This window comes from Microbacterium sp. ZW T5_45 (genome assembly GCF_044987415.1).
GTDB lineage: Bacteria > Actinomycetota > Actinomycetes > Actinomycetales > Microbacteriaceae > Microbacterium.
The window spans coordinates 25,843-51,015 of sequence record NZ_JBJDRJ010000013.1 but is presented as its reverse complement, the minus strand read 5'-3'; the positions used below and the strand labels follow the sequence as shown (position 1 = coordinate 51,015).

General features: G+C 67.5%; 25 protein-coding genes and 1 pseudogene. 14 read left to right on the top strand and 12 right to left on the bottom strand.

Translation table 11 applies throughout. The features are described 5' to 3' along the window. Window positions 1-40 precede the first annotated feature (40 nt). Entirely contained in the window at window positions 41-289 is a 249-nt protein-coding gene (locus tag ACI3KS_RS09010; protein WP_404917391.1) for a hypothetical protein, read from the bottom strand. 160 nt (window positions 290-449) lie between these two features. Here ACI3KS_RS09010 and ACI3KS_RS09005 point away from each other — a divergent pair, with 160 nt between their 5' ends. Both ACI3KS_RS09005 and ACI3KS_RS09000 read left to right on the top strand, forming a co-directional pair. After that, on the top strand, window positions 450-1,214 hold the full coding sequence (locus tag ACI3KS_RS09005; protein WP_404917389.1) for a hypothetical protein: 765 nt from the start codon (window positions 450-452) through the stop codon (window positions 1,212-1,214). A gap of 135 nt (window positions 1,215-1,349) precedes the next feature. Further along, entirely contained in the window at window positions 1,350-2,354 is a 1,005-nt protein-coding gene (locus ACI3KS_RS09000) for a hypothetical protein (protein ID WP_404917387.1), read from the top strand. Window positions 2,355-2,399: 45 nt separating this feature from the next. On the opposite strand, the gene ACI3KS_RS08995 is transcribed toward ACI3KS_RS09000, so the two are convergent. The 4 genes from ACI3KS_RS08995 to ACI3KS_RS08980 form a co-directional block, all read right to left on the bottom strand. Next, complete coding sequence (locus tag ACI3KS_RS08995; RefSeq protein ID WP_404917385.1) at window positions 2,400-4,190, bottom strand: HSP90 family protein; 1,791 nt, start codon at window positions 4,188-4,190, stop codon at window positions 2,400-2,402. Further along, window positions 4,157-6,379, bottom strand: a complete 2,223-nt coding sequence (locus ACI3KS_RS08990) for a hypothetical protein (RefSeq protein ID WP_404917383.1) — start codon at window positions 6,377-6,379, stop codon at window positions 4,157-4,159. The genes ACI3KS_RS08995 and ACI3KS_RS08990 overlap by 34 nt, the downstream gene beginning before the upstream one ends. A gap of 134 nt (window positions 6,380-6,513) precedes the next feature. Beyond that, the gene (locus ACI3KS_RS08985; protein WP_404917381.1) at window positions 6,514-6,669 is read right to left on the bottom strand and encodes a hypothetical protein; all 156 of its coding nucleotides are present in this window, start codon (window positions 6,667-6,669) and stop codon (window positions 6,514-6,516) included. 43 nt (window positions 6,670-6,712) lie between these two features. Further along, window positions 6,713-8,473 carry a GNAT family N-acetyltransferase gene (locus tag ACI3KS_RS08980; protein WP_404917379.1) on the bottom strand — a complete coding sequence of 587 codons (1,761 nt, stop codon included), beginning with the start codon at window positions 8,471-8,473 and terminating at the stop codon, window positions 6,713-6,715. A 70-nt stretch (window positions 8,474-8,543) separates the two neighbouring features. Between ACI3KS_RS08980 and ACI3KS_RS08975 the strand changes: the two genes are divergently transcribed. The 9 genes from ACI3KS_RS08975 to ACI3KS_RS08935 all read left to right on the top strand — a co-directional run bounded on the left by ACI3KS_RS08975 (window position 8,544) and on the right by ACI3KS_RS08935 (window position 17,403). Next, window positions 8,544-9,143 carry a TetR/AcrR family transcriptional regulator gene (locus ACI3KS_RS08975; RefSeq protein WP_404917377.1) on the top strand — a complete coding sequence of 200 codons (600 nt, stop codon included), beginning with the start codon at window positions 8,544-8,546 and terminating at the stop codon, window positions 9,141-9,143. Then, window positions 9,140-10,945 carry an alpha/beta fold hydrolase gene (locus tag ACI3KS_RS08970; RefSeq protein ID WP_404917375.1) on the top strand — a complete coding sequence of 602 codons (1,806 nt, stop codon included), beginning with the start codon at window positions 9,140-9,142 and terminating at the stop codon, window positions 10,943-10,945. Before ACI3KS_RS08975 ends, ACI3KS_RS08970 begins: the two co-directional genes overlap by 4 nt. 21 nt (window positions 10,946-10,966) lie before the next feature. After that, window positions 10,967-11,629, top strand: coding sequence for a GNAT family N-acetyltransferase (locus tag ACI3KS_RS08965; RefSeq protein ID WP_404917373.1), 663 nt, complete (start codon window positions 10,967-10,969; stop codon window positions 11,627-11,629). Window positions 11,630-11,814: 185 nt separating this feature from the next. Further along, window positions 11,815-12,849, top strand: a complete 1,035-nt coding sequence (locus ACI3KS_RS08960) for a LacI family DNA-binding transcriptional regulator (RefSeq protein WP_404917371.1) — start codon at window positions 11,815-11,817, stop codon at window positions 12,847-12,849. Between the two features lie 195 nt (window positions 12,850-13,044). Beyond that, window positions 13,045-14,361, top strand: coding sequence for an MFS transporter (locus ACI3KS_RS08955; RefSeq protein WP_404917369.1), 1,317 nt, complete (start codon window positions 13,045-13,047; stop codon window positions 14,359-14,361). A gap of 31 nt (window positions 14,362-14,392) precedes the next feature. Continuing rightward, window positions 14,393-15,193 carry an alpha/beta hydrolase gene (locus tag ACI3KS_RS08950; protein WP_404917367.1) on the top strand — a complete coding sequence of 267 codons (801 nt, stop codon included), beginning with the start codon at window positions 14,393-14,395 and terminating at the stop codon, window positions 15,191-15,193. Then, on the top strand, window positions 15,190-16,416 hold the full coding sequence (locus ACI3KS_RS08945; protein ID WP_404917365.1) for a GDSL-type esterase/lipase family protein: 1,227 nt from the start codon (window positions 15,190-15,192) through the stop codon (window positions 16,414-16,416). Before ACI3KS_RS08950 ends, ACI3KS_RS08945 begins: the two co-directional genes overlap by 4 nt. 156 nt (window positions 16,417-16,572) lie before the next feature. Continuing rightward, on the top strand, window positions 16,573-16,833 hold the full coding sequence (locus ACI3KS_RS08940) for a hypothetical protein (protein WP_404917363.1): 261 nt from the start codon (window positions 16,573-16,575) through the stop codon (window positions 16,831-16,833). 51 nt (window positions 16,834-16,884) lie between these two features. Further along, entirely contained in the window at window positions 16,885-17,403 is a 519-nt protein-coding gene (locus ACI3KS_RS08935) for a hypothetical protein (protein ID WP_404917361.1), read from the top strand. A 370-nt stretch (window positions 17,404-17,773) separates the two neighbouring features. Here the strand turns inward: ACI3KS_RS08935 and ACI3KS_RS08930 are convergent, their stop codons facing one another. After that, window positions 17,774-18,448: a helix-turn-helix domain-containing protein gene (locus ACI3KS_RS08930; protein ID WP_404917359.1), complete on the bottom strand. Its 675-nt coding sequence runs from the start codon at window positions 18,446-18,448 to the stop codon at window positions 17,774-17,776. Between the two features lie 75 nt (window positions 18,449-18,523). On the opposite strand from ACI3KS_RS08930, the gene ACI3KS_RS08925 reads away from it, so the two are divergent. After that, entirely contained in the window at window positions 18,524-18,976 is a 453-nt protein-coding gene (locus ACI3KS_RS08925; protein WP_404917357.1) for an arsenate reductase ArsC, read from the top strand. Window positions 18,977-19,008: 32 nt separating this feature from the next. Here the strand turns inward: ACI3KS_RS08925 and ACI3KS_RS08920 are convergent, their stop codons facing one another. After that, window positions 19,009-19,770 carry an alpha/beta fold hydrolase gene (locus tag ACI3KS_RS08920; RefSeq protein ID WP_404917355.1) on the bottom strand — a complete coding sequence of 254 codons (762 nt, stop codon included), beginning with the start codon at window positions 19,768-19,770 and terminating at the stop codon, window positions 19,009-19,011. A 351-nt stretch (window positions 19,771-20,121) separates the two neighbouring features. Then, window positions 20,122-21,096 carry a DMT family transporter gene (locus tag ACI3KS_RS08915; protein WP_404917353.1) on the bottom strand — a complete coding sequence of 325 codons (975 nt, stop codon included), beginning with the start codon at window positions 21,094-21,096 and terminating at the stop codon, window positions 20,122-20,124. A gap of 39 nt (window positions 21,097-21,135) precedes the next feature. On the opposite strand from ACI3KS_RS08915, the gene ACI3KS_RS08910 reads away from it, so the two are divergent. Further along, complete coding sequence (locus tag ACI3KS_RS08910) at window positions 21,136-21,621, top strand: MarR family winged helix-turn-helix transcriptional regulator (protein WP_404917351.1); 486 nt, start codon at window positions 21,136-21,138, stop codon at window positions 21,619-21,621. Window positions 21,622-21,626: 5 nt separating this feature from the next. On the opposite strand, the pseudogene ACI3KS_RS08905 reads toward ACI3KS_RS08910, so the two are convergent. Beyond that, a pseudogene (locus tag ACI3KS_RS08905) lies at window positions 21,627-21,899 on the bottom strand (HigA family addiction module antitoxin); the annotation flags it as partial. A 29-nt stretch (window positions 21,900-21,928) separates the two neighbouring features. Beyond that, window positions 21,929-22,513: a hypothetical protein gene (locus tag ACI3KS_RS08900; protein WP_404917349.1), complete on the bottom strand. Its 585-nt coding sequence runs from the start codon at window positions 22,511-22,513 to the stop codon at window positions 21,929-21,931. Window positions 22,514-22,609: 96 nt separating this feature from the next. Between ACI3KS_RS08900 and ACI3KS_RS08895 the strand changes: the two genes are divergently transcribed. Continuing rightward, window positions 22,610-23,830 carry a hypothetical protein gene (locus tag ACI3KS_RS08895; protein WP_404917347.1) on the top strand — a complete coding sequence of 407 codons (1,221 nt, stop codon included), beginning with the start codon at window positions 22,610-22,612 and terminating at the stop codon, window positions 23,828-23,830. A gap of 7 nt (window positions 23,831-23,837) precedes the next feature. On the opposite strand, the gene ACI3KS_RS08890 is transcribed toward ACI3KS_RS08895, so the two are convergent. Continuing rightward, window positions 23,838-24,368, bottom strand: a complete 531-nt coding sequence (locus tag ACI3KS_RS08890) for a VOC family protein (RefSeq protein WP_404917345.1) — start codon at window positions 24,366-24,368, stop codon at window positions 23,838-23,840. 84 nt (window positions 24,369-24,452) lie between these two features. Then, window positions 24,453-25,118: a helix-turn-helix domain-containing protein gene (locus ACI3KS_RS08885; protein ID WP_404917343.1), complete on the bottom strand. Its 666-nt coding sequence runs from the start codon at window positions 25,116-25,118 to the stop codon at window positions 24,453-24,455. Window positions 25,119-25,173 lie beyond the last annotated feature (55 nt).

Here is a 25,173-nt window from a genome sequence, read left to right as displayed (position 1 = left end):
CGCACCGGGCACGGACACCGGGAGAGTGAACGAGAGGCGGTCAGTGCGTCGGCGCGACGAAGTCCTTCCACGGCTCGACGTCGGGGTCGAGCGTCACCTCGTCGCCCGCCGAGGTGTACCCGGCATCCGGGCGGAGCACGTACTCCTCCGGGATCCGACCGGTGCGGTAGAACGAGTCGAACAACACCGCTGCCTCGTCGGCGGCGAACACCTCGTGCGCACCGACCGTGACGGACAGTTCCGAGAAATCGATGCGGACGGGTTCGGGGGGTGGTGCCGTGCATGGCATGCCCGACCACGCTGCGCACGGACACGATCTCCGAGTCCAGCGCTGCGGGAACGCACAGCTCGATGGACATCGCCTCGGCCGACCCCGCCGCCTGGATATAGGTGAGGTTCTCGGGAGCAGGTTCCGTGTCCCTCGGAAGCGCGTCGAGCACGACCGCCCAATGATCCGAGCCATCCAGTTCGCCGAGGCGGCGATCGAAACGACCATCGTGATGGTCACGCGCCAGCGTGCTGGACCCGCCGCTGCCCTTCGCATCTCCCACCAGATTCAGCCGATGGGTGGCACGAAGGCTCTCGGTGAACGCAGCATACGTCTCAGGACCTGCCGTATACGCGGCCAGGAACTCCATCACCGTGGCCGTACTGATGGCTCCGCCGTGCTCACGACGTGCCACCGCATCCGCAGCAAGAGCGTGCGCCTCGTCCGCGCGGCCCACGCTCATGAGCGCGGTGATCAACCGGATCACCGCCTCTCCGGACCATCGTCGGTCCAACTCGTCCGCGGCGACCTCGACGAAATCCGTGAGCGCAGGATGCGTGGATACGAACTCCGTGCACAACGTCGAGAAGATGTCGAAGAACTCGTCCACGTCCGGGATCGCATCCGATGCGACCTCGATCTCTCCTCTTCGCAGCGTGACCGGACGCACCCCGTACCCGTTGACTCGACGATTCACGGCGACGCGCTCCGTGTACTCCGTCTCTGGCAGGAACGCCGCCCACAGAATGGGGTCCACGGCCAGCGGCTTGACTTTGACAGACCAGCCCACGCGAAGAACGTCCTTCCGCCGCGGCGGGTGAGAGACGCCGACGCCGAGCATGCTGATGTAGAGGTCGTCAAGCAGGCATGCTCTCCCAGATATCCAACGCAGTCCGTGAGTGCGGGCGGCCGCGCGAAACGCCGCGTCCCAGGCCTTCTCGGCTGATGATCGTGCCATGGTGGACTCCCCCCTGTCGCGGTCCGCTCAGCGCCGCGTGACTCGCCGCCTCAGCGAGTCCGCCGATGGTCGCGGGCCGTATGCCCAGCTCGAACGCGTACGACAGCACTCTAGGCTGAGCGCATGACATCGGCACGACGACGAAGACGGCGTTCCGGTGCGGCATGGTTCCTCGCGGGTGTTCTCGCCCTCACCGGCTGCGTCTCGTCCGGCGCCCGAGGCGACTTCGCGCGGGAGTTCCGCAGTGACTCGGCGATCGCGGAGCTCGAACTCACCACCGCCGACAACATGCCGTTCACCGAGGGAGTCCGGGCCACCCTCACTGCCACGGACGGCCTCGACAGCCCGTCGTTCGCAGACCTCGTGACGCGACTGTCTGCTTTCATCCGTCAGCATCCGGACGAACCGGTGCTCGTGACCGTGTCATCCGAGAACGTGACCGTGCCCGTCTTCGGCGACGATGGCATGAACACCGGCATCCTCGACGCGGCAGCGGATATCGCAGGCGGCGACGGCGTCGAATCCGTGGAATTCACGACCTCCGAGCAAGATGAGATCACCGGCGTCTCCGTCGTCATCAACGCCGACATCGCCGCGGCGTTCGCCATGACGCGCTCGTCGTCCGAGCGGGTCGCGACGATCGGCTCGCCGACGGGTGTGCATGTGACAGTGAACGATTCGGGCACCGCCGTGAGGATCAGCGGCGTGCCCGGTCGCTGGCTGGACGATGCGGAGATCGCATGGACCATCGTCTCGGCAGCATCCGTCGTCACCGGCGTGCGCGCCGACGACACGCGCGTCATCCTCGCCGTCGGAGACGAGGCGGACGTGCCGTCCGCGCAGAACGCGATGCGCGAGACGGATGCCGTGTTCGAGACGCCGATCGCATTCGAGAGCCCTCTGGTGCTCCTGGGCCTCGGTGGAACCGGCGATGACGTGCGCACGATGCTCGCAGCCCTCGACGACGAGTCGCGAGGACTCATCCGCTACGTATGGACCGATGCGTCGCGGGCCGAGTTCTCCGTGGCATCCGACGCCGACATCGCCCCGCTTCAGGATGCTCTCGACGCCCTGCCCACTTCTGCGCGCGGTGGCATGCCGGTCACGGTGTCCGTCGCGCGACGCTGACGGCGCCCGAGCAGTCATGTCCAGGGCCAGTCTCCGAGGTCGAACTCAGGTACGGTGGGCAACCGCCGTGACCAGCGCGCGCAGGGACTGATCGAGCCGTCGACTCTGATCCTCATCGAGATGCTCTCGTGCCGTCAGCATGCCGATGGTGTGCACGGCGACCAGCGCGTCGCCCAGCAGATCGGGATCCCTGATCGATCCCAGGGTGTGTGCGATGTCACTGTTCATGTTCAGCACGGTGCGCGGGCGTTGCGGTGCCTCGCCCTGATCGTCCATGAACTCGGCCCAGGGATCAGGATCGGTATCCGCAAGGGCATCCGCCTGCCCCTTCAGGTAGAGGACGGAAGCGCTCGTCGGCTCGAAAGCGCGCAGCACGAGCTCGACGCCCAGCTCGTCGAAGATCGGCGTCGCTCGGCGTCGGAGCACGGCGGTCATCTCGTTGGAGGCGGGTTCCGGCAGCTGCGCGAGGAAGACATCCGGGTCGAACCGTCCTAGCCGCCCCGTCCTCCCCCTCTCGCGGGACAACATGCTGAGGATCTCTTGCCCGTAGACATAGGAGCCGTTGATCAGCAGTTCCCCCTGCGCCGATAGCACGGCCCGGAAGGTGTCGAAGTCGGACTCTGTGACTGCGTATCGCACACCGCTGTACGAGTGCAGCGCATCGGCCAGAGTCATCCGACCCTGGTTCGTCTCCCACAGCAGATGCCGGACGACCAAGTCCAGCATTCCGTGATCGCTGACAGCCATCGCCAGCAGACCCTTGACGTGGATCTGCATGAACTGCGCGAATCCCTCGGGATCCCGGAGGGCGAACGCCTCGATGCCGGATCGGATCTGCTGGCCGACTTGCTCTCGGACCGCGGGGAGGGCCGATGCCTCCTGGATTGATTCACGGGATGCGGTCAGGGGCAGATCCCCGGTCTCGATGGCCAGGCGCACGAAGTAGGCCCAGTCGGGGGCGAGCTGGGTGTTGTCCTCGGCGACGAACATCCCTTGGGACCAGACCGAATCCCCTCTACGGTTGCCGACCCGACCAGGAGAGTCGGCGATGTAAGCCACGCCGCTCACGCCTGCCACGGCGATACCGATCGGCAGCACGGCCAACGGATAGAAGCCGAACTCCTGACGGCACCAGGCCTCAGCCTCCGTCGGGTCCAGCCTCCAGGGCGGAGTGCGGCAACTGACCAGTTCGGCCGGCGCACCATCGGAGCGGATCGTGATCGGCACGTTCAGCAGCTCCGCGAAGCGCCGGGCCAGCAGCCGGACCCGGTCAGCATGCACCCAGTCCCGATCGTCGGGACGGGCCTGCACCCGGACCTCAGTGCCCGAGCTGTCCAGCGGCTCTGCCGCAGGCGCGATGGTGAAGCTACCATCGGAGTGTCCCTGCCAGATCAGAGTCGGGGCATCCGCTGTGCGGGCACTGCGTGATCGCACCTCTATCCGATCTGCGATCAGGAAGCACGAGAGCAGCCCGATGCCGAACTGGCCAAGGAACCGCCTACGAGTCGCTTCGATGTGCTCCCGTTTGCTGGATGCACCGATGGTGGCGAGCACCTCGCGCATTTCCCGCTCGGTCAACCCGATCCCGTGGTCTCGCACCGTGAGGGTCGCGGACGCCGTGTCGACCAGGATCTCGATCGCCGCGGTGGGCGAGGGGGAAAACTCCTGAGCTGCGACCACCGCGTCTCGGGCATTCTGCAGCAGTTCCCGCAGATAGACCCGGGGACTGGAGTAGAGGTGATGAGACAGGATTCCGACGATGCCTCTGAGGTCGACCCGGAAGATCTCGGCATCCGCCCCGGTCACGGTCGGGCCGCCCTGCGCTCGGCCAGCCACGCGTTCCAACGGGTGTCGCCGTTGCGCCCGTCGAGTCCTCGGACGATGGCGTCGACCCGCTCCCGGAACTCGACCCCGCGACGATCGCCGGGCGAGTGTTCGCGCAGCACCTCGCCGACGGATTCCAGAAGGCCGAGGCTGTCGGCGGAAAGTGGTTCGGCCTCGCTCAGCAACGCGTCGACGAGCGGAACCAGGTCGACGCCGCATGCCGAGCGGAGCACGTCCAACACCACCCATCCGGGTACCGGGCCCAGGGCCTCGACCTCGCCCGCGACCGATTCAATCACGCGACGCATCTCCGCGACTGCGCCGTCCTCTCCGCGGCCATGCGCGAACCAGTACAACCATGCGGCGGCCGCACGCGCCTGGATCTCGTCGCCCGCAGATGCCGCGTGCGAAGCCAGGTACTCGGCGATGTCCGAGGCGGTCTCGGCCGTCAGGCGCACGACGGTGAGCAGGATGTCGACGGCATCGAGCTGCTCGCTCTCGCCCCGCATCGCGTCGAGAACGGCTTCCGCGCGTTCACGGACCTCGTCTTCGTTCCCCCGATGAGCAGCGATCTCCAGGCCCGCGATCTGCAGACTGGTCCTTGAGGTCAGCCCTGTCTGACTCAGAATGCGGTGCTCGGCATCGATCAGCTCTTCGATCTGCCGCCAGCTGATGCCGGGCTCGGCGACCGCGATCTGCACAGCGACCATGAAGATCGCTTCAAGCCCCTGCGAGACGAAGCCCGGCAGGCTCTCGTGAACCTCCATGACACGCGACTGCGCTCGGCGGAGACCCGTGACCAGTCCCTCGATGTCTCCGCGCTCGGCGGCATTCGCTGCCAGGAACAGGGGAACGTTCACGTGAGTGGCCGCGCAGTGCAGCCGATCCCCCTCGGCGCTGAGGCGTGCAGCGAGCGCAGCGGCCTCGGCAGCGTCCGCAGCCGACGCGAGTTCCATGCTGCTTTCGAGCAGCCGCTGATATCGCGCCCTCAGAGCGTACGGCGCGTCGAAGGCGGATACCCACCCCGCCCGCTCCAGCCACCCCGCCGCAAGGACGAGGTCAGCGCGACTATCAGGGTCGTTCCACTGCTCGGCGCCTATGGATGCAGGAGCGGCGGTCGACTGCGCGTCCGGCATTCCCGCCCACCAGAAGTCGCTCAGTTCACGCGAGTGAACGTCGGTGGAGCCGCGAGCGTCGTGTGCCGCAGCCGCCTCCTCCGCGAGCATCCGGATCAGTCGTCCCTCTGCTCCATCGGGATCCGCGAGCATCCGTTCGCGCGCCAGCGCTGCGAGCAGCTCCCACTTGGTTCCATCGAAGGTCAGGTTCTCCAGCGCGTGGTCCACGACCACCAGGGCTGCGCCAGGGTGGTTCTCCAACACCGGGACCAGCTGCTCCGGCGGAGCCTGCCTCATGAGTTCCGTGACCGGGCGCGAGGCCAAGAGAAGATCTGCGATCCGATCGGCATCACCATGTCGTTGCTGCCTCCGCTGCAGGAATGCGTGCAGAACGCAGAGCGGGATGAGGCGATCGGTCGCGTCGGCGCCAGGCTGCTCCGGATCGAGGCCGTTCGCGTACGCGCCGCGCATCAGCAGCTCATCGGCCGCAGCCGGGTCGAAGCGTGCGAGAAGCGGGACGTCGATCTGCAGCACGGAGGGGTCGTCCGGACGCCAGCCTTCGCTGCCCTCGGCGCGATAGCGCTCCAACCATTGCCTCGTCGCACTGGCGTCGCCTCGCGAACAATTTAGGGCCGCGCGAGCGATGTGCACGCCGGCGCGATCGACTCCCTGCTGGCGCACTTCTTGATCGACCAGATCGATCATCTTCTCTACACGCTCGAGCGGTACAGCGGGGTCATCCAACGCATCCAGCACCGCCATGGAGATCTCTCCGAGAACGATCTCCGTCTTCCGAGGATCGATGAGATCGCTGTGTCGTCGAACCAGCTGCATCAGCCTCACGAACGCGGCGATGGCTTCCGCTGTCTCGCCGCCTCGGCTGAGGAGGTGATACTGACTCAACCGGGCAGTCGTGGTGAGGTGGGGGAACCCGATGCGGTCGCAGTCCGCCGCGAGCTGCTCCCACGCGGCGATCTGTGCGCGATCCGGCGGCATCTGAGCGATCACTCTGCTCCGCTCGAGGAGGTCATCCACTTCGGCGCGTGTGGCCTCGTCGAGATCGGGAACGTCTCGATAGCTGATCACCCTGCGCCCTCTTCCCCTCGCCCCCTGGCCACACCGGGATCCTAGCCGAGGCGATCCGCCACGGGGATCTTCGCGACGACGCTTCTGCTCGGACGTCGCGCCGCGCCGTCACCGATCGAAGTGACGAGCGGTCTTCACTCGGAATGGCCGCTGTGGTCCTCGAGATCGGGCCTCGCGCGCGCGAGGTCGGCGATCTCGTCCTCCGGCCTCGGCGCGATGTTCTCGTCGAGTTCGAGTTCCGGGACGGAAGGCTCGTCCGGGGCGGGTATGTGCGTGTGGTGGTCAGACATCGCGAATCCTTCGGTCAGCAGCAACACGCACAGCGTACGCCGCTCACAGCTGCCTCTTCAGCCCGACGTGCGCAGTCTCGTATCCGAGCCTCGTATAGAAGGCGCGACTCCGATCCCGCGTCTCGTCGGTCGCGACCTGCGCCAGTCGGGCTCCCCGTGCACGGCCGAACTCATGCGCCCACTCGAGCATCGCCGCGCCCAGTCCCTGAGAGCGTTCGGCGCGCGCGACCCGCAGCCCCTCGATCTGCAGTCGGGTGGATCCGCCGCGGGAGAGGCCGGGGATCACGGTCAACTGCATGGTCGCCACGATCCGGTCGGCGTCGTCCCGCACGACCCCGAGATAGTGGGACCCGTCGCGAGCGATCGCGCCGAAGGCCGTCTCGTATCGTTCCAGTTCGACGCTTTCGCGATCCGGACCAAAGTCGTCGTCGAACAGCAGCGCGGCGATGGCCTCGATGTCGTCGCGACTCGCACGCTCGAGCCGGAAGCTCCTGCCCGCGACGTCGAGCCGCCCGCGCACGGATGATCGCGCGTCCGCCTGCAATCTCGTGACGAGTCGGTCGAGCCACCCACCCACGTTGGTGCGCGCCTCAGACGTGTCGGGATACCGACATCTCAGGTGCAGTCCCGACTCGTTCAGGATGAACCACAGCATGACTCCGTCCGTGTCGGTCGCCGCGCTGACGTATTGGGCATCGAGCCCGACGGAGTCGATGCGCACGGGCAGCCTGCGCAGGTCCAGCCACGAGATCGCGAACATTCCGGGGGCCACGGGCATGCCGCCCCACGGAGCGAGCACGTCGGCGAGTGGCCACGCGCCGAGCTGCACGGCCTCCTTCACCGCGGCGGCCGCGGCCTGCGGCTCGGCGACCCCGGACTCGAGGACCGAGTTGGTGATGAACCACCCGACCGAGTCATGCCAGGTGCTGTCGAAGCGGCTGTGCACGGGAAAGACGGCTCGGAGCGGAGCATCCGCCAACTCGCGGGTCACCGCGGTCATCGCCACCACGGCACGCGCGAGCGTGGACACGCCGTCGTCCCGAGCCTGTACGGCGAACGCCGCGGCGTCGTCGACGTCGAAGACATCGCGCACCTCCACCCGTTCCCGATGCGGTTCGGGTGCACCCAGCGACAACGGGAACCGCGGCATCACCCCACCGCTCTCCTCGATGATGTCCGTCCATCGCTGACGCACGTGGTCCGGCGCGGGATCGCGATCGCGCAACGCCTGCGTGTGTTCGACGAACGCCGGAACCGGCATCCATCGTTCTGTCGCCAGCCCCTCGTCGAGTGCAGCCAGCAGATCCCGCGCGATCACCAGCATCGACCACATGTCGACGTGCGCATGGTCCGCCGCGATCACGACCGTGAGGTCGGCGGCGGTCTCCAGCACGCACAGCCGGTGCGACGGATGCCGGTACGGCGAGCACGTCTCATCGAGGATGTCCCGCAGCGCGTCGTTGATCGCCTGCCCCGGAGCCACCTCGTGCTCGACCCAGCTTCCCGGTCCGATCCGGATCTCCTGGAGCACCGGATCCCCGCCCGCACCCGGTGTGAACGCCGATCGCAGTGTGCCATGGCGCGCGATGACGGCGAGCCACGCATCGGCGATGGACTCACGTCGGGTCTCCGCAGGCAGCCGGAAGGACAACGCCATCCAGGAACCGGGTCGATGACCGGCCCCGACATGGATCCGCTGGTCGAACGAGACCGCCAGGCGTCGCCCTGGCGCGGACGCGCTGACGTCATACCCCCAGAGCCGGCCGAACGGGAGGCGGAGGTGCGTGACATTGGTCAGTCGCATGGGCAGCACCCTATCCGGCCGAGGTTGCTCGCAGATTGCAAAACTATGTAGACCGGTCTATTTTTAATCCATGGCATCCAAAGGAGACCTCACCAAGGCGCGGCTCGCAGAGTCGATGCTCGAACTCATCCAGACCAGCGGCTACAGCGGCACCGGCGTGAACGCCGTGATCGACCATGCCGGCGCCCCGAAGGGGTCGTTCTACTTCCACTTCCCCGATGGCAAGGAAGGTCTCGGCGTCGCGGCGGTCGACCTCGCGGCGGCGCAGTTCCAGTCGCTGATCGCCGAGGCTGCGTCCTCCTCAGGAAGCGCGGCCGGGGCAGCCCGTCTCGCGATCGAGGCCCTCGCGACGATCGTGGGCGAGAGCGACTTCCGGCTGGGGTGCCCGGTCTCCGTGGTGACCCTGGAGATGGGAGCGGAGAGCGAGCGCCTGCGTCAGGCGTGCGCGACGGCGTTCGAGTCGTGGATCGCGCCGACCGCCGCCCTTCTCGAGACCGGTGGTCTCGAGAACCCAGAAGCCCGCTCTCTCGCGACCGTCATCGTCTCGATGATCGAGGGGGCCGTGATCGTCTCTCGCGCCATGCAGGACACGCAGCCGCTGCTCGCGGCCGCCGACGTGGTCGCGGACCTCATCGACCAGCGCATCGGAGCCGCGGGGGCGACGCGATGACCTCGCACGAGGGCGGTTGCCGCGCCCTGGTCTTCGGCGCGTCCGGCCTGGTCGGTCGCCACCTCATCCTGGCCCTCGCCGCCTCGGGGGCGGACGTCACTGCGGCGGTGCGCACCGAGGATTCAGGAGCCCGCGTCGAGCGCTGGCTCGCGGAGCACGGCCTGAGCCGCAGCATCCGCACGACGATCGTCGATTTCGACACGGCGGAGATCATCGCCGGTGGCCCCTCGGCGTTTCCGTTCATCACAGAGATACACAACTGCGCCGGGACGTATCGGTTCGGGATGACCGCGGATGAGGCGCGCGCCGCGAACGTCGGGATCGTCGAGAAGGTCGTGGCGTTCGCCGAACGCCTCCCCCGCCTGCAGCGCATCGTCCACGTGTCGGGCTATCGCGTCGGCGGACAGGACCCCGCTACCGTTCCTTGGTCGGACGACCATCGCGCCGCGACATACAAGGAGCTCGGCGCCTACGAAGCGTCGAAGGTGGAATCCGACGCGATCTTCCAGGCTCTGACGCTCGAGCGCGGAATCCCCTGGACCATCGTCAACCCGTCCAGCGTGATCGGCGACAGCGCGACCGGAGAATCCGACCAGCTGATCGGACTCCCCGCGACGATCGAGCAGATCTGGAACGGCACGGCGGCCGCGCTGCCGGGAGACGAGACGACGTTCCTCCCGGTCGTCACGGTGGACCATCTGGCGGCGTTCATGACGGCGGCGGCGGCGGACCCGGATGCCGTGAACAGGGCCTACTGGATCCTCGATGATGCCACACCGCCGTTGGCCGATCTCCTCACGCATGTCGGCGTCCACCTCGGAGCGAAGGTTCCCCGGCTGAGGCTCCCGGTCGGCCTCATTCAGCGCCTCCCACGGTGGATCACCAGGGCTGATCCCGAGACGCTCACCTTCATGTCCTCCGACCGCTATCCGACGGAGTCCGCTGTCGAACTCGCCGAAAGACACGGCATCCGGACTCCCGACGTTCTGGTGTCGCTTGAGCGCTGGGCTGACTACCTGGCGGCGCATCGATTCGGCGCAGCCATGGCCCTCGACCGTCGTTTCGTCGACGTCGGCGGGGTGCGGACGTTCGAACTCGGCGCTCCCGGGTCCCGCCGGATCATCCTTCCCGGACTACCGGTCAATGCCGACACGTGGAGCGATGTGGCGTCCGGCATCGGCGCACGAGCCGTCGATCTGCCGGGTCTCGGCATGACCGGAGGGTCGGGGATTCCGGACTGGGACGAGTGGCTCGCCGCCCTGCTGAGCGACGGGCCCGTCGACCTCATCGGGCACTCCATCGGCGCAGCCGCCGCCGTCGTCGCGGCCGACAGGCGCCCCGCGAAAGTCGCGTCGCTCACGCTGATCGCCCCGTTCTTCCTGCAGGCTCAGGCGGGATCGTCAGCCCTGCTGCGGCCGTTCGTGCGCACTTATCTACGACACACCGACCCGACACGTCTATCGCGCCGCTTGACCGGATCGGAGGCGAACGCCGCCGCTATCGAATCCAGCGTCAGCGACCTCCGGCGGCGCACGGCCGGGTCTGTGGCCGAGCATCTCACGCGTGCCGGATCGGCGCAGTGGCGTGGCGAACTCCGTGAAGCGCTGAGGCGCTTCAATGGCCCGATCCGGATCATCGCTGGCAGCGACGACCCACTCGCCCCCGACCTGATCCCGACGCTGACCTCGCGCCCGAACATCGAACTCGTCACCATCCCGGATGCCGGACACCACCCGCAACTGACCCACGGCGGTGCGCTCATCGATCTGCTTCGCACCTCGGCAGATCTTGCGGCACACTGAGTGCTGCATGGACAGGATGCTATGAGAAACGACACACCCTCCCCCGGGACGCGCCCGGCGACTCTCGACGACGTCGACGAGATCACGCGAATCCTCACGTCGGCCTTCTTCGAGGATCCGGTCTGGGGACCCGCCTTTCCCGACGCAGCGACACGCCCGCGCGTCGCTGGCGCATACTGGCGATTCATGGTCGGAGAAGCGCTGCGCTTCTCCGAGTCCCGAGTCCTGGACGGTGCTCTTGCCCGCGAGGCCGATCCCTCGTCGAGAGTCGGAGGCGGACCTCTCCGCGCGGTCTCCATCTGGTACCCGCCCGGTGCGGACGAGATCTCCGAGAAGGCACTGCCCGCATACGGGGCGATGATCGGCGAGTTGCTCTCCCCCGATGCGGCGACCGCGCTGGAGAAGGCCGGGGCACAGTTCGCCGACGCCCGGCCGAGCGAACCCCACGCCTATCTGACCCTGCTCGGGGTGGCGCCGGAGGCGCGCGGCGGTGGCCACGGCATGGCGTTGCTCCGCGCGGCGCTCGCGCGCTACGACGAGGAGGGCGTCCCCACCTATCTGGAGTCCTCGAATCCTGCGAACGATGCGCGCTACGAGAGGCTCGGCTATCGTCCCCGCTCGCTCGTCGAACTCAACGGTGGCGTGCGCGTGCAGACCTACTGGAGGGAACCGCAACGGCGATGACGCGACGCGCAGGTGAGTAGGCTGGCCCCAGCGAAGACGCATCGTTCGAGGTGAGCTCGCATCCTGCCCTCCTGTGCATCGATGTCTCCGAAAGGTGCCGAGACTGTGAACTGCGTGAACGAACTTCGGGTCGGCGAGGCACGGGAGCTCGTGCGATGGCGATGACCGACAGGCCCGGTCGTCGCGTGACCTTGACCGAAGTCGCGGAGCGAGCGGGAGTCTCCCGTGCCGCCGCATCCTTCGCGCTCAACGGCCGTCTGGATCAGCGCCTCTCCGAGGAGACGATGGCTCGCGTGCGCCAGGCGGCCGACGATCTCGGCTATCGCGCCAACGTGACGGCCCGAACCCTGCGCACCGGCCGCTCCGGCACGGTCGCGCTGGTGTCCGATTTCGTCAGTTCCACCTCATTCGCGAACTCGATGGTGCGCGGCGCACTGGAGAGGCTGCATGAAGCGGACCTCCTTCTGCTCACGGTCGACACTCAGGGCGATGCCGAGACCGAGCGCCGCGTTCTCGACGATCTCCTCGCGCGCGACATCGACGGCATCCTCTATGCCTCGATGTTCACGCGCCGGGTGACTCCGCCGGCCTCGCTTCGGGACACACCCCTGGTACTGATGAACTGCGAGGCCGCCGACCCCACGATCAGTTCCGTGGTGCCGGATGAGCGCGCGGCCGGGGCCGCGGCCGCCAGGCTCCTGCTGGACGCCGGCCACGAGGACGGCATCTGGTTCATCGGCGTGCTGGCGCCGGGGCGCACGGGCGGCGCGGCCTGGCACGAATGGGATCCACTCGCTCTGCCCCGCAGGCTCGAGGGCGTCCGCGAGGAACTCGCGTCGGCGGGCGCATCGCTCGCCGGGACAGTGGCTGTCGACGACGACTGGACCGTGCACGACGGAAGGGCGGCCGCCGCTCGTCTGCTCGCGAGCGGCACGGTCCCGAGGGCGATCATCTGTGTGAACGATGCCGTGGGCGTGGGAGTCTTCCAGACCCTGCAGGGGGCCGGACTCCGTGTGCCCCAGGATGTCTCGCTCGTATCGTTCGACGGAAGCCTGCTCGCAGAGGCCACGGATCCGCAGCTGGTCTCGCTGCGGCTCCCCCAGGCGGAGATCGGTCGACGCGCGGCGGATCTGCTGCTCGAGCCTGACGCGAGTCCGCGTCACGATCTGCTCGACATGCCGGTCGGCTCAGGCGGCTCCGTGGCCGGACCGCACGCCTGAGGGGCGCGAGCGCGACGACGGCTGAGACGGCGACCCTTCTTTTCGCAGCGGAGTTCCTCTCGCGCGAAAGACGAGAGAAGTTGCCCTTGCCTTCCGGTGCTAAATCCGTATAGCTTAATCATCGGCGGCGCAACGGTCCCGAATCGTCACTGCTCGGCCGCACCTTTCTTCACCCGAATACAAAGGAGTATGACCATGAGCGCTTCGTCCATTCGGACGGCCCCGAACCCCTGGTGGGTGGGGTTCGTGTGCGGGATGGCGACCTTCGTCGATGCCGCTGCCACCACCGGCATCGCCGTCGCCCTCGTGCTGTTCCAGTCGTCCACCGCCGGTGTCGCCGGACTCACACCCGACCAGGTGGGTCTGCTCACGGGCGTGCTCACGGCGGGCGTCGCCGTAGGATCGCTCGTCGGCGGCCGACTGGCCGACCGCTTCGGTCGCCGCCGGGTCTTCCTCGTCACGATGACGCTGATCGTGTTGGGCTCCCTCACGCCGTTCCTCGGATTGTCGCTCGGCGCCCTGCTTCCCGGTATCGCGCTGATCGGACTCGGCGTCGGGGCCGACCTGCCCGCCGCGCTCGCGTCGATCTCCGAGGCCGCGAGTGATCGCAACCGCGGCAAGATCCTGGTCTTCTCGAACCTCCTCGGCGGATTCGGCATCCTGCTCGCCGTGCTCATCGGCATCTTCTTCGGCTCGCTCGGCGCGGCGGGTGGCCGGATCATGTTCGCCGCTTTCGGCGGCGTCGGCCTCATCGTGCTCGCTCTGCGGCTGACGATCCCCGAGTCGGCGTCCTGGCTCGCCGCCCGCGCCGAACACCGCGCTGGTGTGCAGACCGTTCGCGCCGAGCGGGGCAGCATCCGCGACTTCGGCCGCATGCCGTACCGTCGGCCGTTCGCGACCTTGCTCGTCTACTACACACTCGCGTCGATCGCGATCAGCGTCGCGGGCAGCTTCGGCACATTCGTCGCGGTGAACGTCGCGGCCATCCCCGTCAACGAGTATCAGACCTGGACGCTGCTCGCCATGCCCGCCGCGATCCTCGGCGCCGTGTGGTTCATGGCCGTCGCCGACACGCCCTGGCGGATGTCGTACTTCGTCGCCGGATCGATCGCCGTCGTCGCGGCGAACCTCGTGCCGGTCTTCTTCGGGTTCACACTGCCGGCCCTCATCATCTCGGTCGTGGTGTCGACCTTCGCCGGCGCGTTCTGCTTCGAGACGATCATGAAGGTGTGGACGCAGGAGTCGTTCCCCACCATGCTCCGCTCCACCGCGCAGGGCACGGTGTACGCGGTCGCACGCTTCGCCACCGCCGGGTTCAACGTCGTCACACCGGCGCTTCTCGCACTCAACCCGTCCGGCGTGTACGTCGGGGTCTCGATCGTCGCGGCCGCGGGCTTCCTCATCGGATGGATCGGATTCCGCCGCGGGGTGACGAACGCGTTCGACGTCGATTCCGAGACGCTCCCGGATGCCGCCGCTGTCGAATCCCGCTCGTCGACAGTCGCGTCCTGAGCCGCCCCACCCACCGAGGAGAGTTCTGCACATGCGACTTCTGAACTTCGAGACTCTCGCCCGCGATCTGCGGCTCCGCGGCACGCATTACCTGCCAGATCCTGCGGACGACGTGCCCACGGCGCTGCCGACCGTCGTGCTCCTGCACGGGTTCGGCGGGTCGCGGGTGGAGACCACCGGGGTCTTCGTCCAGCTCGCCCGCGCGCTGGTCGCCGCCGGTCTCGGTGTGCTCGCGTTCGATCGGGCGGGGCATGGCGAGAGCGATGGCGAGTTCTACGACACCACCGCGTCCGGGGACATCGCCGACACCGCCGCGGTACTCGCCGCGCTGCGTGAGAGTCCTCACGTGGACGCCGCGAACATCTCACTCGTCGGCATGAGCCTCGGCTCCGTGATCGCCGCGGCTGTGGCCGCAGAGGACACCGGCATCCGCTCACTGACCATGTGGTCGACGGCGGCGGTGTTCGTCGACGACATCCGCTCGGGCCAGATCCAGGGGCGTTCTCTCGCAGCCTTGGACGGTCCTGCCGGGTACTTCGACTTCCTCGGCATGCGCATGGGGCCGGCGATGCGGGACGATGCACTCGCCTTCGACCCATACGAGCGCGCGGCAGGGTATCTCGGGCCGGCCTTGCTCCTGCACGGCACGGATGACTTCGTCCCGGTGAGCTACGCCGAACGCTATGCGGATGCCCATGTCTTCGGCGAACGCGCCGAGGTGGTCATCGTCGACGGCGCCGACCACGGCTGGGCGCAGCTCCCGCAGCGCGATGAACTCTTCGCGCGCACCGTCTCCTTCATCCGATCACACGCAGAGAGGATCATCCCGTGATCACTCCCCCGACCTCCGCTTCCCCCACTTCCGGTGAGGTCATCCGCATCGGCGACGAGACCGTGCTCCTCGAGGGGCACCTCGACGTCGACGACGCCCACGGCATCCGCCCGCTCCGACTGCCGCGCAGCACCTGGTCGCACTTTCCGCCCCACGGCGAGATCCTCCGCGCGATCACCGCGAACGCCAGCGGTGTACGGGTGCGGTTCACCACGGCGGCGACCCGACTGTCGCTGACGCTGCGGTGCACGCAGTTGTTCTTCGACGAACTCGCCGGACCGGTCAACGACCTGGTGGTGGAGGTCGACGGCACTGCGATCCACACGGTGCGCGGTCCTGTCACCGATATCCGCCGACTCTCGTGGACGGGCGACGGCGCGACGTCGTCGACGGTGACCGCGCCCGCAACACTGGACGTCGCCCTGAAAGGCGGGCATGAGCAGGCTGTGACCGTGTGGCTGCCCCAGGGGATGATCGTCGACCTGCAGGATCTCACCGCAGACGCACCGATCGTCCCGGCGGCTCCATCGGATGCGCCGGTCTGGATCCACCATGGCAGCTCGATCAGCCACTGTGTCGAAACACCGTCGCCGACGGGCACCTGGCCGGTGATCGCGGCGCGCGCAAGCGATCTGTCGCTGATCAACCTGGGCTTTGGCGGCCAGTGCATGCTCGACCCGTTCGTCGCCGACGCGATCGCCGCGACGCCGGCGAGTGTCATCTCGCTGAAGGTCGGCGTGAACATCGTCGGAGCGCGATCGTTCGATCGGCGGACGTTCACGCCGGCGATGCACGGTTTCCTCGATCGGGTGCGCGCAGGGCACCCTGACACACCGATCGTGTTGGCATCGTCGATCCTCTGGCCGGGCAGCGAAGACGCGCCGGGTCCCTCGGATGTGGAGTTCCTCGAAGATGGTCGCGTGCGCTGCTACACGGCTGGCGATCCCGCGGATGTGACCCGTGGCGCGCTCACCATGACGGAGTCGCGACGACAGCTCGCCGAGGTCGTGCGCGTTCGCGCGGAGGCCGGCGAGCGAATCACGTACCTCGACGGTCTGCAGCTCTTCGGCCCGGACGATCAGGAGCGGTACGTGCTGCCCGACAGCCTGCACCCCGACACGGAGCTGTACGCGGAGATGGGTTCCCGCTTCGCTGCTGCCGTCTTCGGCCAGAACGGGCTGGTGCCGCGGCGCGGACTCGGACCCCGCTCTCCACAGACGTGAACATGTGCAGCGGCTCTCGGGGTCAAGCGCTCCGAGAGCCGCAGAGCAGCGTGAGCCGGGAGCGGTGCGGCTGCCGTCTGCAGCGTCGGGGAGGCTTCAGCTCTCGCACGCCGCCAACCTGTGAGCGCGTACATGTCGTGGACGTACGGTCTTCGGATGAACACCAAGCGTTCGTCCGAAGAGGATGCCGGCGAAGACACGGCTGCACACTCGACCGATACCGATGCCACGCCCAGCTCGCGCGCACCGGGCAAGCGAGCCAGCGAGGCAGACACCGACTGGCAGCGGGCGGTGGGGATGCACTGGCATCCGTACTCCGCGACCGCGGAGACTGCGGCTCGTGCGGATTTCGAGGAACATGATCGATCGTCGAAGCCGAAGCACATCGCCTCGCAGAGCCCGGACGAACGCGGTTGACGGACTCGCCATCCTGTGAGCGCACACATGTCCGGGGCGTACCGTCGGTTCATGAACGCACAAGTGAAGATCGCAGGGCAAGAACCTGGACTGCTTGGGCTCGGATCCGTCCTCATCGGCTCGCTTCCCGCGACGCTCCTGACGGAGACAGCCCCCGAACGCTACACCGTGGAAGCGGTGTTCACGCGCAAGACCGATCGTGACGAAGTCGCCGCGATAGAGGGAGACAAGACTCGTGCGTATCTCTCGGCGCACGGATTCCCCACCGTCGAACTGCATGTCGCGGATCGGCGTCTGGAGATCGCGAACACGAATCTGGAGGAACTGCGGGACGGGCTCGGCGCTGTGCTCGCCACTCTCCTCGCCGAGATCAGCACTGCTCTGCGCACCGAGAGGATGTTCGCAGCCGACAGGTACGAGCAAGCCACACACCGCGAGCAGGAGCGCGCGGCTGCCGTCGCGGCTCTCGCCGAATCCGTCTCCTTCTCCGGTGAACCGCCCCGGTCCCCGGACGACGATGAGGCGCGCATCGCAGACTGGAACGAAGAAGGCGGTGCCGTCCGCGGGTAGCGCGATACCCGGAAGAAGCCATCATGGGCGGCATCCGTCCGACGATCCCCACCAGACCCCACGATCGCCGGACATACGGCTCGAGCACAATCACGGAACTGGCCCAGCACATCCGCAGGCGGGGCCTGCAGCACCGACGCTCTTCCCCTTCACCCCGAACCACAACGTCGCGATGGGCGGGTTGAATCACCAGATCGAACACCACCTGTTCTCCTCGAGGCCCCGTCCGTACCTCCGTCGCGCGGCGCCGTCATCCTGGACGCGACGATCAGCAACGGGCACAGCGGCCGATCTGCGAGAGCCCTGCGACCGGACGGCGAGGCGCTCCGCCCTCACCGGCACCCCCTGGACATCGCTGACAGCGCGGGGCTCACGCAACGGCGACGACCCGCTGGGCGAGCTGGTCGACGCGGCGGTGGATGTCCTCGAACGCGGAATCGAATGCCTCGTCGGTTCCGATTCGGACCGGGTCGGGCACGGACCAGTGCACGCTTCCCTCGGGGTACTCCTCGTGAGCCCGATCGCAGACCGTGACGATGAACGCACCCTCCAGGTCGACGTCGTCCACGGGTTGCGGCACCGCGCCGGCGAGGTCGAGGCCATGCCGGATGGCCGCCGCGATCGCCCCCGGGGCGACTCGATCAGCCGGGTGCGTGCCAGCGGACTGCGCCGGCACCGGGCTGACCGTGTTCCACAGAGCCCGGGCGAGCTGGGAACGCGCGGAGTTGGCGGAGCAGAGGAACACGACGCGGTCAGCGACAGCGACGGCGGACGACCCGAGCCCTGTCAGCGCGCCGGGGACCAGGCCGACATACGTCCGGCGGCCGTCGCCTTCAGAACGACCGCGGGTGATGATGCCCACCCTCTCGAGCACGTTCAGGTGGTGAGCGAGAAGATTCGACGGCACGCCGATCGCCTCGCGAAGCTCGGTCGGCGAGAGATCACCAAGAGTCAGCAGATCGAGCATCCGCAATCGCACCGGATCCGCGAGAGCCGCATGCGTGCGCGCCCGCTCTTCCACCGACTGAATTCGCTCATTGTTCATTGTCTCAATATTGACTGAGCTATAGTTCATCCGTCAAGCTGGATGCGACCAGCGCTTCGAGGAGAGGACCCGACCATGGCGGAGAAGCCCACCGTATTGTTCGTCTGCGTGCACAACGCCGGCCGTTCGCAGATGGCGGCCGGCTATCTGCAGGCCTTTGCCGGCGACCGCATCGAGGTCCTGTCCGCGGGGTCGGCACCGAAGGATCAGATCAATCCAGTCGCGGTCGCCGCGATGGCAGAAGAGGGCATCGATATCGCCTCGAACACACCGAAGCTGCTGACCGTCGAGGCCGTGCGCGAGTCGGATGCCGTGATCACGATGGGATGCGGCGACGCATGCCCGATCTTCCCCGGCAAGCGATACGAGGACTGGGTTCTGGACGACCCCGCGGGGCAGACCATCGACGCGGTCCGCCCCATCCGCGACGAGATCCGCACCCGGGTCGAACACCTCATCGCCGAGCTGCTCCCGGCTTCCCCGTCGAGTCCCTCCACGAGCGGCACCGAAGCCTCCTCGACTCGCTGAGCCGGGCGACGTCGCTCGGAGCGTCTGAGCGCCTACTCACACCGCTTCAGCCAGTCCTGGAGCAGCACACGCAACAGCTCGGGCTTCTCGTGGGGAAGCGCATGTCCGGCGCCGTCGCTGACGACCACGGTGGCGCGGGACCAGCGGTGTGCGAGGTCGAGGGCCGCCGCGTAGCCGACCGTCGCATCCAGCCGCCCCACCAGGATCAGCGCCGGCCCCTCGAACGGCACCTCTAGCGCGAGCTCCCAGCGCTCGCCGATCCGCTCCATCGCCTCCTCGTCGGCGAGCTGCATACCGGGTACGACGAGGCGTTCGTATCGCTCGAGCATCTCGGGGGTCTGCACCACGAAGTAGTCCCGGAACGTCTCGTCGCCGAGTTCGCCGGACCCGACGATGATCCGATGCTGCGGCACGTCCCGAACGTTCGGGAGCAGCGGGCAGATCAAGGCCAGCCCGACGACGGCCGCGGGACGGCGCGCCGCCATCCCGAGCGCGAAGTGCGCCCCGGCCGAATGCGCCACGATGAGACACGGCTCTCCGCCGGCGACCCGATCGGCGAACTCGCACAGAACGGCGACGACGTCCTCCGCACTGTCGAGACCGTCGGCCGCTGTGCGCCCCATTCCGGGCAGGTCGGGATAGATCCGCCGAAACCTGTCGGCCCCCGCGAACGCCGGCTCGATGCAGCCCTCGGCCTCGCGGTGGTCGACGCCCGCGCCGTGCAGTACGAGCACCGGGCGCCCCGCCCCGTGCTCGACGTAGTGCAGAAGGGTCCTGCTCGTGCGCAGTTCCATACCTCCACGGTATGCGCTGGCAGCCCGCGGAGCCAGGGGTCGCCGAGGCGTGCCGCTGCGGAGCACGTGAGCCTCGACGGCGAGTCGCTGCCTGGAGGCGGCGAGACGTTGTCTCCGCTCAGCGATCGACCACCGTACCTGATCCCCGTGCTTCCTTAAATGGAGGGTGACTCCGGTTCGTGCCGATACTTCGTATTGCCAGAGAACTCCCCCGCGCGCCTCGTCGAAGGAATCGCTCGGCGGCCCGGCCAAGCCGATGATCGCGAGCAGCAGATCGCCGAATTCCACCTCGACGATGTCACGTCCAGCACACGCCCGTCAGCCCGGGTCGTCGAGCGGCCCCATGCGCTCTCACTCGCCAGGATGCCGGGAACCAGCGTCTCCGTTCCGGAGCTGTGATCGATCCGAACGGCGGGCTGACGGCCTGGCGGCGGACACCCGTCGTCGCGGGGTGCGCCGGCGTGTGTTGACGATCGAGATGCTCGCGAGCACGAGGAGGATGCCGACGATCTGCAGCGGCGTGAGGGTCTCACCTCCGAGGAGGACGCCGAGCAAGACGCCGGTGACCGGATTGAGCAGGCCGATGACGCCCACGACTCCCGCCGGAAGGTGCCGGAACCCGGTGAACCAGCAGACGAACGCCAGCGCAGTGGCCACAAGGCTGACGTAGGCGAAAGCGAGGGAATCGACGGGCGTGATGGCAGGCGGCGCGCCTTCGACGATGGCTGCAGCGACAAGCAACTCGACTCCGCCGACGATGAGCTGCCAGGCGGTGACGGTCAGCACGGGCGTGTCATCCTGCCATCGTTTCGTGAGGATCGCGCCGATCGAGGAGAGGACCATGGACGCGATCGACGCTGCGATGCCCCAGCCGTCGAGCGCGCCGGTCGCCGTGCCGACGATCAGCAGGACCCCGGCTCCTCCGATCACCGCGCCGACGATCACGCGCGGCGCGGGTCGCTCGTGGATGAGCAGCCACGCAGCTGCGGCGATGACGATCGGACTCAGCGACATCAATGAGGCGGCGATGCTGGAGGGCAGCAGCTGGGCTGCCACATACACCAGACAGAAGAACATCCCCATGTTCAGCGTGCCGAGGATCATCGAACGCCACCACCACGCTCCCACAGGAAGCCTCCGGGCGACGATCAGGAGCACCAGCCCGGCCGGCAGCGCCCGAATGGCAGACCCCCACAGCGGCGAGTCGGCCGGCAGGAACTCGTGCGTGACGAAGTAGTTCGAGCCGAACGCGATCGGCCCGATCGCCGCGATCAGGGGCCATCGCACCCTGCGCCACAGTCCCGGTGCTCGCGTTTTCGTTTCCATGGAAACCAGTATACGTTCCGCGGAAACTATAATGGGTGCATGAGCAGCCAGGATCGCGTGGGGATGTTCGTCGAGCAGTGGCGTCGCGAGCGCCCGGACCTCGATCCGAGCCCGATGGCGGTGATCGGTCGGATGCGGCGAGTCTCGGACGAGTTCACGCGGGAGCTGATCGAGAACTATCGCCGGTTCGGGCTGGGCGAGGGCGAGTTCGACGTCCTTTGCGCACTCCGTCGAGCGGGCGCACCTTTTGCACTGTCGCAGGGAGACATCGCCGCGCACACGGTTGTCACCGCGGGCGCGACGTCGAAGCGCGTCGACCGGCTCGAGGCGACCGGGCTCGTCACCCGCAGCCAGCGGACGGATGATGCACGCGGCCGTATCGTCGAGCTGACCCCCGAGGGCCGTGCGCTCATCGATGACGCCTACCCCGCGCATCTGCAGCTGGAGAACCAGCTCCTCTCCCCCCTCGACGACACGGAGCGGCGGCATCTCGAGGCCCTGCTCCGCAAACTCGTCCGCGACTGACGACTCGACACTTTCAGCGACGTGATCGCAGCGACTTTGTCGCGCAGCGCTCGACGCTCGAGCCACAGCTCGTAGTTCGACTGCAGGTTCATCCAGAAATCCTCGGAGGCACCGAAGTAGCGAGCCAGGCGGATCGCCGTATCCGCGGTGATCCCCCGCTTGCCGTGCACGATCTCATCGATCCGGCACGGCGGGACACCGATCGGCACCGCGAGCTTGTTCTGCGTGATCCCGAAGCCCTCAATGAAGTCCTCCATGAGGATCTCTCCCGGATGGATGTGTAACGAGGAGCGTCATTAACGCTAGGTCACCGGCGCAGTGCCTCCCCGCACACCCAGGCCACAACGACCACGCCGATCACGATCGCGAGCCAGGGCAACGCACTGACCACCCGTTCGGCGAGGCTGACGGACCCCGGATACCGCTGCGCGAGCTCGCGGGGCGAGACCGGCTCACTGACCGTCTCCACGGGTATGCCGTGAGCGCTCAGCTGCTGCACCACCCCGTCGCCGCGCGGAGTGAAGGCGAGAAAGGTGCGGTCCCCCGCGCGCAGCACGACCCGGATGACTGGCGCAGCTCCCGAGCGCGACGGCAGGTGCAGCTGCTTGACGACCACGACCATGTCGATCACGGCGAGCGGGATTCGTCGAGGAGCGCCCAGCACACGCCGGAGGATCAGATTCTCCGACCCCACGTGAGCCTCGGCGAATCGGGGGAAAAGCATCGTCCCGATGGCGAAGCCGATGACAGCGGCCAGCGCCACCGCGATCGGAACTGCGGACGCTCCCGAGATCGTTCCATGCCGCATCGAGGCGACGGCAAGCCAGACCACGCAGCCGAAGAAGACCGCTGCCGTGATCCCCAGGAACACCCGTCCTGCACGAACTGACACGACTTCTCCCTGTCATCTTCCTTGCCGATGCCGCGTGCTCTTCGGCGCGGGGTAAGACTACCTGGCAGCCGGCACGTCTGACTTAGGCTCGTACCCATGACGATCCGTGCCGGCCTCGCGCGTCTGAGCCGCACCCGATCGATGCAACGGTCTGATCGCATGGAACGCTGGCGCAGGAAGACGAAACTGCCGCTGATCGTCGATGCCATCGGGTTGCACGTGACGGCCTCCGGCGCCAGACGACTTCTGGATGCGGCTGGCCCAGCGCCTGACGGCGTCACAGAGCGTCTCGTCGGTGAACCTGCGATCCGTTCCCGCCGCCTGCATTACGCCACGGGCATCGAGGTAATCCTGCACGATGAGATCGTCGTCGCGGTCACCCTCCACGCGCGGGATGCCACGGTCGAGCTCTCCGCGTGGATCCCCGGCGCCAGCCCGAACGCGACACTCGAAGAGCTGGTGACGGCGATCGGAGCGCCACGCGGCTTCGCTGGTTTCGGGCAGCCCTACTTCACGCTCGGCCCTGTGTACGCGACGGCGGACTTCGCAGGGAATCGCGGCTGGAACGAGCCCGGCAACCTCGTCGGTATCACTGTCGTGGCGACCAAACCCGGCCTCGGCTGCCGGCCGGACGACGACGACTGCATTGCCTGTGCGGAGGTGCTCGTCCGTGATCACGGCGCTGTCGATGTGAACGCGACCGTACGTGCACTGGGCGACGCCGTGAGCGCCGGCATCCTGGTCGAGGATCTGCATTGGGTGCGCCTGAGCGATCTCGTTCCGCTTCATGCCTCTCGGCTCATGCCCCGCGTCGAGTGCCAGCTGCGCTGCACGCGATGCCACCGGATCGTCTGCTTCGCACTCGTCCGTGACAGCGGCCCCCGGTTCGAGTACTGCGCCATGGACGAAGCGCGCAGGCATCCGCTTGAAGCGATACCCGCGGTCGAGCTGTGGGGCGACGAGGAGAGGATCGCCGCCGATCAGGAGGCTCTGCACTATGTCGACCATGAGCCGGGTGCGTGGTTCCTCGTTCGTCGAAAGGACGCGCTGTTCCTGGACGCCCGTTACGTCGTCTCCTCGATGGTGGACGCTTCGGCGCTCGTGCGCCTGGATGCCGCCGATGTCGAGGCGTACCGGACCGACGGCCGCTCCTACCTCTGTGAGCTCGCGCGGAGCATCCATGACGGCTCACCCCATCGCGAGACCTCACCGTTCTACGCTCGCAATCTCTTCGGCGGCTCAGATGGCAAGCAGTGGCGGGATGCCGTCGCCACCGCCATCGTCAACCACACCTGGCTCGCGCAGCATCGGCAGTGATGCCCTCTCAGGCCCTCAAGTCGCGCAGGGCGGCCATCGCTTCGAGCAGCGTGTCGTGAATGTACGCGAGTTCGGGCGAGACCGCGTCCCACCCGTCGCCCTGCTCCTCGGTGGCCCAGTCCTTCTCGCCGGACGATTCTTCCCAGACCGGCTCGCCATGCTGCCAGATCCACCAGATGTTCGCGCTCGAATCCTGGATCCGAGCGAATCGAGTGCCGAAGAAGTCCGTCGGTTCTGTGATGAGCCGCGCGTCGCGGGCGAGGGCACGCTCAATCACCGAATCGATGTCATCGACGTAGATCTGGAGAAGACTCGGGGTGAACGGCCAGTCCGGCTTGCGCTCGGCGAACATGATGGTCGTCGTACCGACGCGCACCTCAGCCTGCAGCAGCAGTCCGTCATCGTCGACGGTGCGCGCTTCGGCGCGTTCCTCACCTTCGAAGACGTCGACGACGAACCGGGCGATGTCATCGGCGTTCCTCGTGACGATGAAGGGGTTGATGGTGGCATAGCCCTCGGGGGCTGCGGGTGCAGACATCGTGTGCTCCTGTCGTGGTGGTGGATGCGATGTCTTCAGTCCATCAGTGAGCGCAGGTCCCGGTATTGAACATTTCCGCCATCGTCAGCATGAGAGCACCTGGGCCGGCGTCTGCCCCTGGAAGGCCCTGAGCGAACGAGTCAGGTGGGCCTGATCCGCGAATCCGCAGCGTGCGGCGCACACGCTCGGCGGCACGCCCTGCATCAGCAAGGCGAACGCTTCACGCGCGCGCGACAGCTGCTCGATCTGCTTACGAGTGAGCCCCGTTGCGGCGCGGACCCGGCGCTGTTGGTGACGCTCCGAGTACCCCGCATCGTCACCGGAGAGTATGCGCCGGACATCGGCGTCGCAGCGCAGCACGTCGAGCTCAAGAAGACGATCGGTGAAGGCCTCGAGCTCCGCGAACTCCGGGAACGGCACGACGTGATGCGCAAGTGTGACGTGTCCGGCTTCCACAACCAGCGGCTGCTCGCCGCCGAGCAGGAGCTGCTTGCTCACTCCAGGCAGGACGACATGCGCCTTCAACTGAACACCCCAGCTGTGCTCGCCGATCGTCGAGCGAATCCAGCGGTGCCCCAGGCTCGGTCCCGACAGCCCAGCGAGCAACTCTCCCCCTGCCGCGCGCGCGAACCACAGATCCCAGTACTCGACCGCCGGGACCAGGTAGCGCTCATCTCGCGTCGCCCGCGCCTGCCACACGCATTCCACCACGGTCGAGTCGGGATGACGTTCCTCGTACATGCGCTCCATCCGCAGCCATGGTCTGTGAAGACATTATGAACGCTACAACCGGATCTCCCCCTAC